We start from the raw sequence: 14,162 nt of genomic DNA, 5'->3' as shown, positions 1-14,162 counted from the left end.
TTACAGGAAGGAACAGCATGACAGATGTAACCGTAAAATCGCTGGCCGCCGAAATTCAGACTCCGGTAGATCGCCTGGTACAGCAATTTGCTGATGCGGGGATCCGTAAGTCTGAAGACGACGCGGTGAGCCAGCAAGAGAAAGAGACCTTACTTTCCCACCTGAATCGTGAACATGGTCAGGCAGGTTCAGGTAAACTGACGCTGCAACGCAAAACTCGCAGCACCTTGAATATTCCTGGCACCGGGGGTAAAAGTAAATCGGTGCAAATCGAAGTCCGCAAAAAGCGCACCTATGTGAAGGGTGATGCAGAAGCTGAGCAACAGGCTCAGGCTGAAGCAGAAGCCGAGGCGCAGCGTGAAGCGGAAGAGAAGGCGCGTCGCGAGGCGGAAGAACAAGCCCGTCGCGAAGCTGAACAAAAAGCGCAACGTGAAGCCGAAGAAAAAGCCAAGCGCGAAGCCGCTGACAAGGCGAAGCGTGAAGCAGCGGAAAATGAGAAAGTGACTAATCAACCAACCGACGAAATGACCAAGGCTACGCAGTCTGACAAAGCCCGTCGTGAAGCTGAAGCCGCAGAACTGAAGCGTAAAGCTGAAGAAGAAGCGCGCCGTAAACTCGAAGAGAACGCGCGCCGTGTGGCCGAAGAAGCCCGCCGTCTGGCAGAGGAAAAATCTGCTGAGTGGGAAAAACCCGACGAAGAAGACACCAGTGACTATCACGTCACCACCTCAACCCATGCCCGCCAGGCAGAAGATGAGAACGATCGTGAGGTAGAAGGTGGTCGCAGCCGTACGCGCACCACTAAAGCTGCTCGCCCGGCTAAAAAAGGCAACAAGCATTCTGAAGCCAAAACTGACCGTGAAGAAGCGCGTGCCGCTGTTCGTGGTGGTAAAGGTGGTAAGAACCGTAAGCCGAGCGCACTGCAGCAGGGCTTTAACAAGCCGGCTCAGGCCGTTAACCGCGACGTTATCATTGGCGAAACCATCACTGTTTCCGAACTGGCCAACAAAATGGCGGTGAAAGGTTCTCTGGTCATCAAAGCGATGATGAAGATGGGTGCAATGGCAACCATCAACCAGGTAATCGATCAGGAAACGGCTCAGCTGGTAGCGGAAGAAATGGGTCACAAAGTGATCCTGCGCCGTGAGAATGAGCTGGAAGAAGCGGTGATGGACGATCGTGATACCGATGCTGCGCAGGAAAGCCGCGCACCGGTTGTGACCATCATGGGTCACGTTGACCACGGTAAAACCTCACTGCTGGACTACATCCGTTCAACCAAAGTCGCTTCAGGCGAGGCTGGCGGTATTACTCAGCATATCGGCGCATACCACGTTGAAACCGATAACGGCATGATCACCTTCCTGGATACCCCGGGCCACGCCGCGTTTACCGCGATGCGTGCACGTGGTGCGCAGGCAACGGATATCGTTATCCTGGTGGTGGCTGCGGATGATGGCGTAATGCCACAGACTATCGAAGCAATCCAGCATGCTAAAGCCGCGAAAGTGCCGGTCGTTGTTGCTGTGAACAAAATCGATAAACCGGAAGCCGATCCCGATCGCGTTAAGAACGAGCTGACTCAGTACGGTATCATCCCGGAAGAGTGGGGCGGCGAAAACATGTTCGTCAACGTTTCTGCGAAAGCAGGTACCGGTATCGACGATCTGCTGAACGCCATTCTGCTGCAGGCGGAAGTTCTGGAACTGACCGCTATCCGTGAAGGTATGGCAAGCGGCGTGGTGATTGAATCGTTCCTCGATAAAGGTCGTGGTCCGGTTGCTACCGTGCTGGTGCGTGAAGGTACCCTGAACAAAGGCGACATCGTGCTGTGCGGCTTTGAATATGGCCGTGTGCGTGCGATGCGTGATGAGCTGGGCCGTGAAGTTCTGGCTGCAGGTCCGTCTATTCCAGTTGAAATCCTCGGCCTGTCTGGTGTTCCGGCGGCCGGTGACGAAGCCACTGTGGTTCGTGACGAGAAGAAAGCGCGTGAAGTCGCACTGTATCGTCAGGGTAAATTCCGCGAAGTGAAACTGGCGCGTCAGCAGAAGTCGAAGCTGGAGAACATGTTCGCCAACATGACCGAAGGCGAAGTGTCCGAGCTGAACATCGTACTGAAATCCGACGTACAGGGTTCTGTGGAAGCGATCTCCGACTCCCTGCTGAAACTCTCCACCGACGAAGTGAAGGTGAAGATTATCGGTTCGGGTGTGGGTGGTATCACCGAAACCGACGCCACGCTGGCAGCGGCTTCCAACGCGATTATCCTTGGCTTCAACGTGCGTGCTGATGCGTCTGCGCGTCGCGTGATCGAAGCGGAAAGCGTGGATCTGCGTTACTACTCCGTCATCTATAACCTGATCGACGAAGTAAAAGCAGCGATGAGCGGCATGCTGGCTCCGGAATATAAACAGCAGATCATTGGTCTGGCTGAAGTCCGTGATGTGTTCAAGTCACCGAAATTCGGCGCTATCGCAGGCTGTATGGTCACCGAAGGCAACATCAAACGTCACAACCCGATCCGCGTTCTGCGCGACAACGTTGTTATCTATGAAGGCGAGCTGGAATCTCTGCGCCGCTTCAAAGACGATGTCAACGAAGTGCGTAACGGCATGGAATGTGGTATCGGCGTGAAGAACTACAACGACGTTCGTGTTGGCGATATGATCGAAGTCTTTGAAGTGATTGAAGTTAAACGCACCATCGATTGATCATCATCTGATGTGTTGCAATTTGGGAGGCCATTGGCCTCCCGAATTATTTGGGAGAAATAATCATGGCGAAAGAATTTGGTCGCCCGCAGCGCGTTTCTCAGGAGCTGCAGAAAGAGATTGCCATTATTCTGCAACGCGAAATTAAAGATCCGCGCCTCGGTATGATGGTGACGGTTTCTGGCGTTGAAGTGTCACGCGATCTGGCTTATGCCAAAGTGTTTGTCACTTTTCTGAACGATAAAGATGAAGAAGCGGTGAAAAACGGTCTGAAGGCGCTGAAAGAAGCTTCCGGCTATATCCGTACTTTGCTGGGTAAAGCGATGCGTCTGCGCATTGTGCCTGAGCTGACCTTCTTCTATGACAACTCGTTGATCGAAGGTATGCGCATGTCAAACCTGGTCACCAATGTTGTCAAAAATGATGCTGAACGCCGTGGCGATCATGCAGCGGACGACGACAAGGAGGATTGATGAGTCGTCCTCGTCGTCGCGGTCGCGATGTGCATGGTGTATTGCTGCTGGATAAGCATCAGGGCGCGTCTTCCAATGACGTGCTGCAAAAAGTAAAACGCATCTTCAATGCGAACAAAGCGGGCCACACGGGTGCGCTGGATCCTCTGGCGACGGGCATGTTGCCCATTTGCCTCGGCGAAGCGACCAAGTTCTCGCAATATCTGCTGGATTCAGACAAGCGTTATCGCGTGATTGCCCGCCTCGGCGAGCGTACCGATACCTCCGATGCTGACGGCAACGTGGTCGAAACGCGTGCGGTGACCTTTACTCAGGCGGATCTTGACGCCGCGCTGGAAAGTTTTCGTGGCGACACCCAACAGGTGCCGACCATGTTTTCGGCGCTTAAGCATCAGGGACGCCCGTTGTATGAGTACGCGCGTCAGGGAATCACCGTCGAGCGCGAACCCCGTCCCATCACCGTATATGAACTGCGGTTTATTCGCTGGGAAGGGGACGAGCTGGAGCTGGAGATTCACTGCTCCAAAGGCACCTACATTCGTACCATCATTGACGATTTGGGTGAAAAGCTGGGCTGTGGTGCGCATGTGACCATGCTGCGTCGCTTGCAGGTTTCCCGCTATCCGGCAGAAAAAATGGTGACGCTTGAGCAGTTGCAGGCTTTGCTGGAGCAGGCTAATGCGGCAGAAATTGCGCCCGCGGATTTGCTTGACCCTCTGCTGCTACCGATGGATAGCCCGGCGGCGGATTTCCCGGAAGTGAATCTCCCCGATGCCATCGCGGTTTACTTCAAGCTGGGGCAACCGGTAGAGGCCGTTGACGTGCCTGCTGCTGGCCTGGTGCGTGTCACCGAAGGTGAGGCGCGTAAATTTATTGGTATGGCAGAGATTGATGACCGGCAGCGCGTTGCCCCGCGCCGTCTGGTGGTGGAGTTTCCACAATAATGCGCCTTGCATAAAGGGGCATTTGCGTTGCAGTTGTACGAAGAGTAGAATAGCGCGGCTTTAAAGCGGGCTGCTGAATTAGAGATCGGCACCCATACATACATTCATTGATAACTGGAGTTTATTATGTCTCTAAGCGCAGAAGCTAAAGCAGAGATCGTTGCCAAATACGGTCGTGGCACCAACGACAGCGGTTCAACTGAAGTTCAGGTTGCTCTGCTGACTGCTCAGATTAACCACCTGCAGGGTCACTTCTCTGAGCACAAAAAAGACCACCACAGCCGTCGCGGCCTGCTGCGCATGGTATCCCAGCGTCGTAAGCTGCTGGACTACCTGAAGCGTAAAGACGTTGCACGCTACACCAGCCTGATCGAAAACCTGGGTCTGCGTCGCTAAGTCTGAAGAATCTGATCAAGGGTGTAGCGCAGACAGTATGCGAAAAAACGCATCTGACGATCAGATTTGTGCGAGTTTCGCGAAAAGGGGGCCTTTATGGCCCCTTTTTTCGAGCAATCGGCAGCAATCCGGTCCAAACTCATGTATTGTTGCTGAGAGTGATCTTCGCTTGCAGAGGTTCGCGCGGCTAATGAGAGGCTTTACCGCAAGGGCGGTTAAAGGTTGTCATTAGTCGCGAGGATGCAGCTGAAGATCGGTAATCCCCGGCGGGCCTGAGATGGGTCTGCCCCGACGTTAAGGACTTTTATTTTGCTGAACCCGATCGTACGCAAATTCCAATATGGTCAGCATACCGTCACGCTGGAAACCGGCATGATGGCACGCCAGGCTACTGCCGCTGTGATGGTGAGCATGGACGACACCGCGGTTTTCGTAACCGTTGTTGGCCAGAAAAAAGCGAAAGCTGGTCAGGATTTCTTCCCGCTGACCGTTAACTACCAGGAGCGTACCTACGCTGCTGGCCGTATCCCGGGTAGCTTCTTCCGTCGTGAAGGCCGTCCGAGCGAAGGCGAAACCCTGATTGCGCGTCTGATTGACCGCCCGGTTCGCCCGCTGTTCCCGGAAGGCTTCGTTAACGAAGTTCAGGTTATCGCTACCGTTGTTTCTGTTAACCCGCAGGTTAACCCGGACATCGTGGCAATGATTGGTGCCTCTGCTGCACTGTCACTGTCTGGTATCCCGTTCAATGGCCCGATTGGCGCGGCACGTGTTGGCTATATCAACGATCAGTACGTCCTGAACCCAACCGCTGACGAAGTCAAACAATCTCGTCTGGACCTGGTGGTTGCCGGTACCCAGAACGCAGTGTTGATGGTTGAATCAGAAGCTGACATCCTGACTGAAGATCAGATGCTGGGCGCAGTGGTATTCGGCCACGACCAGCAGCAGGTTGTTATTGAGAACATCAATGCACTGGTGGCTGAAGCTGGCAAACCGCGTTGGGACTGGCAGCCAGAAGCGGCTAATGATGCCCTGATTGCACGCGTTGCTGCCCTGGCAGAAGCACGTATCAGCGATGCTTACCGCATCACCGACAAGCAGGAGCGTTATACTCAGGTTGGCGTCATCAAAGATGAAACCATCGCTGCACTGCTGGCTGAAGATGAAACTCTGGATAGCGCTGAAATCGGCGATATCGTGCACAGCCTTGAGAAGAACGTTGTTCGTACCCGTATTCTGAACGGTGAACCGCGTATCGATGGCCGTGAAAAAGACATGATCCGTGGTCTGGACGTGCGTACTGGCGTGCTGCCGCGTACCCACGGTTCAGCTCTGTTCACCCGTGGTGAAACTCAGGCGTTGGTTGCTGCGACCCTGGGTACCGCACGTGATGCGCAGAACCTGGACGAGCTGATGGGTGAGCGCACCGACAGCTTCCTGTTCCACTACAACTTCCCTCCGTACTCGGTGGGTGAGACTGGTATGGTCGGTTCGCCAAAGCGTCGTGAAATTGGTCACGGTCGTCTGGCGAAACGCGGCGTGCTGGCAGTGATGCCGAAGCAGGAAGACTTCCCGTACACCGTGCGTGTGGTATCTGAAATCACTGAATCGAACGGTTCTTCTTCTATGGCTTCCGTCTGCGGTGCTTCTCTGGCACTGATGGATGCAGGTGTACCGATCAAAGCGGCCGTTGCCGGTATCGCGATGGGTCTGGTGAAAGAAGACGAGAAATTTGTTGTTCTGTCTGACATCCTGGGTGACGAAGATCACCTCGGCGACATGGACTTCAAAGTAGCCGGTAGCCGTGAAGGTATTACCGCGCTGCAGATGGATATCAAAATTGAAGGGATCACCCGCGAGATCATGCAGGTTGCTCTGAATCAGGCTAAGGGTGCGCGTCTGCATATCCTGAGCGTGATGGAGCAGGCAATCAGCACGCCGCGTCAGGAGATCTCTGAGTTCGCACCGCGCATTTACACCATCAAGATCAATTCTGACAAGATCAAAGATGTTATCGGTAAAGGCGGTTCTGTCATCCGTGCGCTGACTGAAGAAACCGGCACCACCATCGAAATCGAAGATGATGGCACCGTGAAGATCGCAGCGACCGATGGTCTGAAAGCGAAAGAAGCAATCCGTCGTATCGAAGAAATCACCGCAGAAATCGAAGTGGGCCGTATTTACACTGGTAAAGTGACCCGTATCGTTGATTTCGGTGCCTTCGTTGCGATTGGCGGCGGCAAAGAGGGTCTGGTTCATATTTCGCAAATCGCTGATAAGCGTGTTGAGAAAGTGACCGACTACCTGCAGATGGGCCAGGAAGTTCCGGTTAAAGTACTGGAAGTGGACCGTCAGGGCCGTGTGCGTCTGAGCATCAAAGAAGCGACAGAGCAGAAACCGCAGGCGATCGAGACCACCGCTGCGACTGACGCACCTGAAGCTGAATAAGTATTTCCTGATTAACCTCTCCCTGCCTGGCTGGGAGAGGTGTTTGTATACCGCAGGTAATTCAGGTAGCAGTAAGGTGGCAAGCGAGTGAATCCCAGGAAACTTACTCAGGTAAGCGACCAGGATGAATGAGTACAGCCAACGTAGCTGCAATCTGAAGTATGACGGGTATCATCGCGAGGGCGGGAACCCTTGTGCATAGCAGGCGGATGACAGGATGGTTATCCCAATGTTTGTATTCGGGAGTGGGAAATGAAGCCTTTTTTGCGCTGGTGTTTTGTTGCGACAGCTTTGACGCTGGCAGGATGCAGCAACTCCAATTGGCGTAAGAACGAAGTTCTGGCAGTACCTTTGCAGCCCACACTGCAGCAGGAAGTGATTCTGGCGCGAATGGAACAAATTCTTGCCAGTCGTGCCCTGACCGATGATGAACGCGCACAGCTATTATATGAGCGTGGAGTGTTGTATGATAGCTTAGGTCTGAGAGCATTAGCGCGGAACGATTTTTCGCAAGCGCTGTCTATTAGACCGGATATGCCAGAGGTGTTTAACTATCTCGGCATATATTTAACGCAGGCAGGCAATTTTGATGCTGCCTATGAAGCGTTTGATTCTGTACTTGAGCTTGATCCAACTTACAATTATGCGCATTTAAACCGTGGTATCGCCCTCTATTACGGCGGTCGATACAAGTTAGCGCAAGATGATCTGCTGGCGTTTTATCAAGACGATCCTAATGATCCATTCCGCAGTCTGTGGCTCTACCTCGTTGAACACGAGATGGATGCCAGCAAGGCCAAAGTAACGCTTAAACAACGTTACGATAAAGCGGTCCGGGACCAATGGGGATGGAATATTGTCGAGTTCTACCTGGGCGACATCAGTGAAAAAACATTGATGGAACGTCTCAAGGCGGACGCAACGGATAACACCTCGCTCGCTGAACATCTCAGTGAAACCAACTTCTATTTAGGTAAGTACTACCTAAGTCTGGGGGAGAAGGACGACGCGAAAGCGTTGTTCAAACTGGCGGTGGCCAACAACGTCAACAACTTTGTTGAACACCGATACGCATTGTTGGAACTGGCGCAACTCGGCCAGGCACAAGACGATTTATCAGAATCTGACCAGCAATAGCTGACGAACTTTTATTGCCTGAATTACCCGTTAAGTCATCATCTTCCGGGATGAGGGCTTTTCTGTTCGTCGAAACTTCTAATTTGAGCCGGTTCACACTTTTCGATGAAAATGACTGAAAATTTTCATGACGAGTTATGTAGACTGGCCGCCGCAATCTAAGAGGCACGTGTACTACATGACTGATATTCAAACCACTTTTGCTGATCTGGGCCTTAACGAATCCATCCTGTCTGCTCTTAACGACATGGGTTACGTCAAGCCGTCACCGATCCAGGCCGAGTGCATTCCGCACCTGCTGGCTGGCCGTGACGTGCTGGGTATGGCACAGACCGGTAGTGGTAAAACTGCAGCGTTCTCTCTGCCGCTGCTGAACAACATTGACCCGTCGCTGAAGGCACCGCAGATTCTGGTGCTGGCACCCACCCGCGAACTGGCGGTGCAGGTAGCTGAAGCAGCGACTGAATTCTCTAAACATATGCGTGGCGTCAACGTATTGGCCCTGTACGGCGGCCAGCGTTATGACGTGCAACTGCGCGCACTGCGTCAGGGCCCACAAATTGTGGTGGGCACCCCGGGTCGTCTGCTCGACCACCTGAAACGCGGTACTCTTGATCTGTCTAACCTGCGTGGTCTGGTGCTGGACGAAGCCGACGAAATGCTGCGCATGGGCTTTATTGAAGACGTTGAAACCATCATGGCGCAGATCCCGGAAGGTCATCAGACCGCTCTGTTCTCTGCCACCATGCCGGAAGCGATCCGTCGTATCACCAAGCGTTTCATGAAAGATCCGCAGGAAGTGCGCATTCAGTCCAGCGTTACGACTCGCCCGGACATCTCTCAGTCTTACTGGACCGCTTATGGCCGTAAAACTGATGCGCTGGTACGTTTCCTCGAAGCAGAAGACTTCGATGCTGCGATCATCTTTGTGCGTACCAAAAACGCAACGCTGGAAGTAGCTGAAGCGCTGGAGCGCAGCGGCTATAACAGCGCAGCACTGAACGGTGATATGAACCAGGCACTGCGTGAGCAGACGCTGGAGCGCCTGAAAGATGGTCGTTTGGACATCCTGATCGCGACCGACGTTGCGGCACGTGGTCTGGACGTTGAGCGTATCAGCCTGGTTGTTAACTACGACATCCCGATGGACGCAGAGTCTTACGTTCACCGTATCGGCCGTACCGGTCGTGCGGGTCGTGCAGGCCGCGCGCTGCTGTTCGTTGAGAACCGCGAGCGTCGTCTGCTGCGCAACATTGAACGCACCATGAAGCTGACCATTCCGGAAGTTGAACTGCCGAATGCCGAGCTGCTGGGTGAGCGTCGTCTGGCTAAATTTGCTGCGAAAGTACAGCAGCAACTGGAAAGCAGCGATCTGGACATGTACCGCGCGCTGCTCAGCAAAATGCAGCCGGAAGAAGAGCTGGATATGGAAACCCTGGCTGCCGCACTGCTGAAAATGGCACAGGGCGAACGTCCGCTGATTCTGCCAGCAGATGCACCGCGTCCGCAGCGTCGTGAATTCCGCGATCGTGATGATCGTCGTGACAGCCGTGATTCACGTGACTCACGCGGTCCGCGTGAAAGCCGTGATGGCGACCGTCCGCGTCGTGAGCGTCGTGACGTTGGCGAAATGCAGCTGTACCGCATTGAAGTAGGCCGTGATGATGGCGTTGAAGTTCGTCATATCGTGGGCGCAATTGCTAACGAAGGTGATATCAGCAGCCGTTACATCGGTAACATCAAACTGTTTGGTACTCACTCTACCATCGAGCTGCCGAAAGGCATGCCGGGTGAAGTTCTGCAGCATTTCACCCGTACGCGTATTCTCAACAAGCCGATGAATATGCAGCTGCTGGGCGATGCACAGCCGCACGAGCGTGGTGGTGAGCGCAGCGGCGAACGTCGTAGCGGTGGTCGTGATTTCGGTGGTGAGCGTCGTGGCAACCGTGAAGGCGGTGCTGGTGCACGTGGTGAAGGTCGTGAAGGCGGTCGTCGCTTCTCCTCTGAGCGTCGTGAAGGTGGCCGTGAAGGCGGACGCTTCAGCCGTGAAGGTGGACGTGGTCCGCGTCGCGAAGAAGCAGGTGCTGCTGCACCGCGTCGTCGTGACATCTAAGCGACAAAGCTAAATAGCAAAATGGGACGCCTCGGCGTCCCATTTTTTTATCCAGTGTCAGCTAAAGTTTACACCCCGCCAGCAATCAGTACCCGTTCACCACTGACATAGGCCGACTCCTCTGATGCCAGAAACAGCGCAACCTGCGCGACATCTTCCGGCAAACCAAAGCGTCCCAGCGGTGTCGCCGCAATTAACTGTGCTTTCAGTTCCGGATGCATCTTCTTCGCTGCCAGTAAACCTTCGGTCAGGATGATGCCGGGTGCCAGTGCATTAACGCGGATATTACGGGGACCCAGTTCTCGTGCCAGTCCCTGGGTGAGGGTATCAATCGCGCCTTTGGTCGCCGCCCACAGCACCGAGCCTGGGGTGCTACGCTGGCTATTTAGCGCGCTGAGGTTAATGATGCAACCGCCACGCGTGGGGAAATGCCGGGCTGCCTGCTGGCAAACCAGCAACGTACCCAGCAGATTTACATTCAACTGCTGCTGCATCTCAACAACGCTGAGCGCCACAAAATCGCCGTGATGAAAAATGCCTGCGTTGTTGACCACAATATCTGGTGCGCCAAATTGCTCAATACAGGTAGCGAACAACCGCGCCACATCATCTTCACGTGAGATATCGGCCTGAACGGCGATGGCATCACTGCCCAGACCACGAATATCCGTGACGACATCAGCCGCGCCAACTTCGTCCTGACGATAATTCACCACAACCCGGGCACCGGCCGCCGCGAAAGTCATGGCGATAGCGGCACCGATGCCTTTCGAAGCGCCCGTCACCAGCGCAATTTTGCCTTCAAGTGCTTTCATCGTGTCTCTCCACCTGAGGTTTCGGGGAAGCATAAGAATGCGCTGTCCATACAATTAACAGGTAGCGCAATCCTGCAAGCTTTTTGCCCGATCCTGCAAATCTCAGCACCAGAGGCCAGGCGCAACGTCAACGCCAGGTTAGAATAAAAACTCAATGATCCCTCATTGCGGAGCGCTCAACGCATGATTCATCAGGAACAGTGGCAACAGCTGGTTGCTATGATTGCCCGTCACGCCCCGGACGATGGTCGCCATCATAGCGCCATCGATTTTCTCTCTTTTGGTCGCAGCTCCAGGCCAAGCAGTCTGTCACACGTGGCCACCTGGGCCAGTTTTGCGCTGGTGGCACAGGGGCAGAAAGCGTTACGCATGGGTGACGATGTGATGCATTACGGCGCAGGAGATCTGCTGCTGGTGACGCTGGATATGGCGGTACAATCCTGCGTGGTCATGGCGACGCCGGAGAAGCCTAACCTGGGTGTGGGTATCACCATCAATGAAACGCGCCTGATGCGCTATCTTGAGCACTTCCCTATGCAGCAGGCAGGAGCCGCAGCAACCAATGAGCGCGGCATCACGGTACACAAGGTGGCACCTCCGCTGGTAGATGCGGTGATTCGCCTGATCGAGTTACTGGATCAACCACAAGATATTCCGGCGCTGGCGCCGTTGATTGAACAGGAAATTTTCTATCGACTGCTCACCGGCCCGGAAGGCCCACGCATTCTGAATATGGCGCTGGCGGAACGTCCGGGCAACAAAGTGGCGCGTGCGGCCCGCTGGCTGCGGGAAAATTTTCATCAGCCCCTGAAGATGGATCAACTGGCAAGCAACGTGGGTATGAGCATTTCGTCACTGCATCACCACTTCAAAGCAGTTACCGCGATGACGCCGATGCAGTATCAAAAGCAATTGCGTCTCAACGAAGCGCGCCGACTGATGTTGATGGAAAAGCTGGACGCCGGAACGGCAGGTTATCGGGTGGGGTATCAGAGCGCTTCACAATTCAGCCGCGAATACAGCCGCTTTTATGGTCAGTCGCCGGGACGTGATGTGCGGCAGAATGCGGTGGGGGCCGAAGCCTGGCCACCGCAATAACCCGGTTACAGCGAGCGGGCGGCTTCCATCGCCAGTGCAAAGGAGCGCAGACGCGCTTGTGGATCGAATATCTGGCCGTTTACCATGATTTCATCCGCCTGGGTTTCACGCAGCAAGGCCGCAAGTCCATGGCGTACTTTATCGCTATCACCCACAATCGACATACTCAACGCCTGCTGGACGCCATATTGTTCTGATGGCGACCACAGGTTATCCATGTTCTCCACCGGTGCCGGTAGCGGACCGGGTTTGCCGCGACGCAGGTTGATAAACTGCTGCTGCATCGAGGTGAACAGGAAACGCGCATCGCGCTCGCTGTCGGCGGCAACCACGTTCACGCATACCATGGCATAAGGTTTTGCCAGACGCGCGGATGGCTGGAATTTCTCACGGTACACATGCAGCGCCTGGAACAGCAGGTCAGGGGCGAAGTGTGAGGCAAAGGCGAACGGTAAGCCCAGTTGAGCCGCCAGCTGCGCGCTGTAGAGACTGGAACCCAGCAGCCATACCGGAATTTTCGAGCACAGGCCCGGTACTGGCTGTACCGGTGGGCATTCACCGACTTCGGCGTCAAACCAGCTAATCAGTTCGGCAACATCGTCCGGGAAGCTGTCAGCCTGCGCGCCGGAAAGATGGCGACGCAGCGCCAGCATGGTGCGCTGATCGGAACCCGGCGCACGGCCCAGACCGAGATCAATACGTCCCGGATAGAGCGATTCCAGGGTGCCAAACTGCTCTGCAATCACCAGTGGTGAATGGTTAGGCAGCATAATGCCGCCTGAACCGAGGCGCAGGGTTTCGGTGTTGGCAGCCAGATAACCAATCAGCACCGAGGTGGCTGCGCTGGCAATGCCGGTCATGTTGTGGTGTTCAGCTAACCAATAGCGGTAAAAGCCGAGGGCTTCAGCCTGACGGGCCAGGGCCAGCGAATTGTGGAACGCATCACGCGGCGTTGCGCCCTGTGGAATGGGGGCCAGGTCCAGCACGGACAGGCGAACAGTTTTTTTCTCAGACATGGGCACTCCAGAATAAGTATGGCGCAGGTGTTCATTAAGCCTGCGCCATCCAGTATTACGCATCAGTACCCATATTAAAACTGCTAATAAGGGCAGGAATATAGCCGGAACGTGCCTTTCAGCGGCCGCTTTCCAGCGCCATTCCTGCCAGGCGTCGCCAGTAGCCGTTACTGTCGCTGCCGCGGGCCACCATCAGCGGCGCTTCACCTGCTTCGTTGGCGCGGAAGCGATCCACATCCTCCAGCGTACTGTCGTCCTGCGGTGATAAACGTACGATATCGACCCAGTTATGCATGCCGACCAGATCATTGCCAAGGTTGTAGCAGTAGCCACTCATAGTCTGGATACCATTCAGCACAAACACCTGCTGGCCTTCCTGGGACAACACGCGTCGTCCGTTGGGATAGTCGATGCAGCAGGTCTGGCAATCGTCTTTGGCGCGATTTTCCGAGCGTGCGGTGAAGCAGCGCGCGGACAAGGCCAGCGGCAGATAGCCGTAACCCAGCACTTCTACCTCGAAGCGATCGCGTATACCTGCGGTATCGCACTGTTGCAACAGCTGAATCAGCCAGTCGCGAGACATCTCAACCGGCATGCACCAGCGCGTCATGCCTTCTTTCAGCAACAGCTGCAAGGTTTGCGCGTTGTAGACGTTAAGCGTCGGGCCAGCGACAAACGGCAACTGGCGTTCGGCCGCCATATTCACCGTACCGATGTCGTTAGCTTCAATCAGAAACTCGCCGTTTTCCACATAGCGGCGCAGTTCTTTCAGTTCCGATGGCGATTGCAGCAGCGCCAGCGTGCTGATCACCACCTGTTTGCCGTGCTGTGCCAGTGCGCGGCCCATTTCCATCCATTGGGCGAAAGGCGTGGCGCGGCGTTTGCTGCACACTGCCTCACCCAGATAGACGATTTCTGCGCTGGATTGCGCGGCACGCTGATAAAAGTTTTCCAGTTTGTCACTGGGCCAGTACCACAGTACCGGGCCGATTGCGTATTTCATGCTGACTC

At 54.8% G+C, this 14,162-nt stretch carries 12 protein-coding genes; 9 read left to right on the top strand and 3 right to left on the bottom strand.

Features of this window, described 5'->3' with window-relative positions:
* The first annotated feature begins 17 nt into the window (after positions 1 to 17).
* From infB to RCF31_RS10175, 8 genes are all read left to right on the top strand, one after another.
* The gene (gene infB, locus RCF31_RS10210; RefSeq protein ID WP_299457771.1) at positions 18 to 2,711 is read left to right on the top strand and encodes a translation initiation factor IF-2; all 2,694 of its coding nucleotides are present in this window, start codon (positions 18 to 20) and stop codon (positions 2,709 to 2,711) included.
* A gap of 65 nt (positions 2,712 to 2,776) precedes the next feature.
* Positions 2,777 to 3,184, top strand: a complete 408-nt coding sequence (gene rbfA / locus RCF31_RS10205) for a 30S ribosome-binding factor RbfA (protein ID WP_084872258.1) — start codon at positions 2,777 to 2,779, stop codon at positions 3,182 to 3,184.
* A complete protein-coding gene (gene truB, locus RCF31_RS10200; protein WP_416410215.1) occupies positions 3,184 to 4,128 on the top strand; it encodes a tRNA pseudouridine(55) synthase TruB in 945 nt (314 codons plus the stop codon). Before rbfA ends, truB begins: the two co-directional genes overlap by 1 nt.
* Before the next feature lie 126 nt (positions 4,129 to 4,254).
* Positions 4,255 to 4,524: a 30S ribosomal protein S15 gene (gene rpsO / locus RCF31_RS10195; protein ID WP_299457756.1), complete on the top strand. Its 270-nt coding sequence runs from the start codon at positions 4,255 to 4,257 to the stop codon at positions 4,522 to 4,524.
* A 309-nt stretch (positions 4,525 to 4,833) separates the two neighbouring features.
* Positions 4,834 to 6,972: a polyribonucleotide nucleotidyltransferase gene (gene pnp, locus RCF31_RS10190; RefSeq protein WP_299457753.1), complete on the top strand. Its 2,139-nt coding sequence runs from the start codon at positions 4,834 to 4,836 to the stop codon at positions 6,970 to 6,972.
* A gap of 252 nt (positions 6,973 to 7,224) precedes the next feature.
* Positions 7,225 to 8,109 carry a lipoprotein NlpI gene (gene nlpI / locus RCF31_RS10185; protein WP_084872267.1) on the top strand — a complete coding sequence of 295 codons (885 nt, stop codon included), beginning with the start codon at positions 7,225 to 7,227 and terminating at the stop codon, positions 8,107 to 8,109.
* 105 nt (positions 8,110 to 8,214) lie between these two features.
* On the top strand, positions 8,215 to 8,271 hold the full coding sequence (gene yrbN / locus RCF31_RS10180; RefSeq protein WP_100229640.1) for a protein YrbN: 57 nt from the start codon (positions 8,215 to 8,217) through the stop codon (positions 8,269 to 8,271).
* A gap of 16 nt (positions 8,272 to 8,287) precedes the next feature.
* On the top strand, positions 8,288 to 10,222 hold the full coding sequence (locus RCF31_RS10175; RefSeq protein WP_299457750.1) for a DEAD/DEAH family ATP-dependent RNA helicase: 1,935 nt from the start codon (positions 8,288 to 8,290) through the stop codon (positions 10,220 to 10,222).
* A 68-nt stretch (positions 10,223 to 10,290) separates the two neighbouring features.
* On the opposite strand, the gene RCF31_RS10170 is transcribed toward RCF31_RS10175, so the two are convergent.
* The gene (locus tag RCF31_RS10170; protein ID WP_299457748.1) at positions 10,291 to 11,037 is read right to left on the bottom strand and encodes an SDR family NAD(P)-dependent oxidoreductase; all 747 of its coding nucleotides are present in this window, start codon (positions 11,035 to 11,037) and stop codon (positions 10,291 to 10,293) included.
* Positions 11,038 to 11,220: 183 nt separating this feature from the next.
* Between RCF31_RS10170 and RCF31_RS10165 the strand changes: the two genes are divergently transcribed.
* Positions 11,221 to 12,135, top strand: a complete 915-nt coding sequence (locus RCF31_RS10165) for an AraC family transcriptional regulator N-terminal domain-containing protein (protein ID WP_416410211.1) — start codon at positions 11,221 to 11,223, stop codon at positions 12,133 to 12,135.
* Between the two features lie 5 nt (positions 12,136 to 12,140).
* On the opposite strand, the gene RCF31_RS10160 is transcribed toward RCF31_RS10165, so the two are convergent.
* Positions 12,141 to 13,151, bottom strand: coding sequence for a luciferase-like monooxygenase (locus RCF31_RS10160; RefSeq protein WP_313683314.1), 1,011 nt, complete (start codon positions 13,149 to 13,151; stop codon positions 12,141 to 12,143).
* Positions 13,152 to 13,269: 118 nt separating this feature from the next.
* A complete protein-coding gene (locus RCF31_RS10155) occupies positions 13,270 to 14,154 on the bottom strand; it encodes a U32 family peptidase (protein WP_416410209.1) in 885 nt (294 codons plus the stop codon).
* Positions 14,155 to 14,162 lie beyond the last annotated feature (8 nt).

It is taken from the genome of Pantoea sp. App145, from assembly GCF_047947045.1.
Lineage (GTDB): Bacteria > Pseudomonadota > Gammaproteobacteria > Enterobacterales > Enterobacteriaceae > Pantoea.
This window is presented reverse-complemented; position numbering and strand designations above follow the sequence as displayed.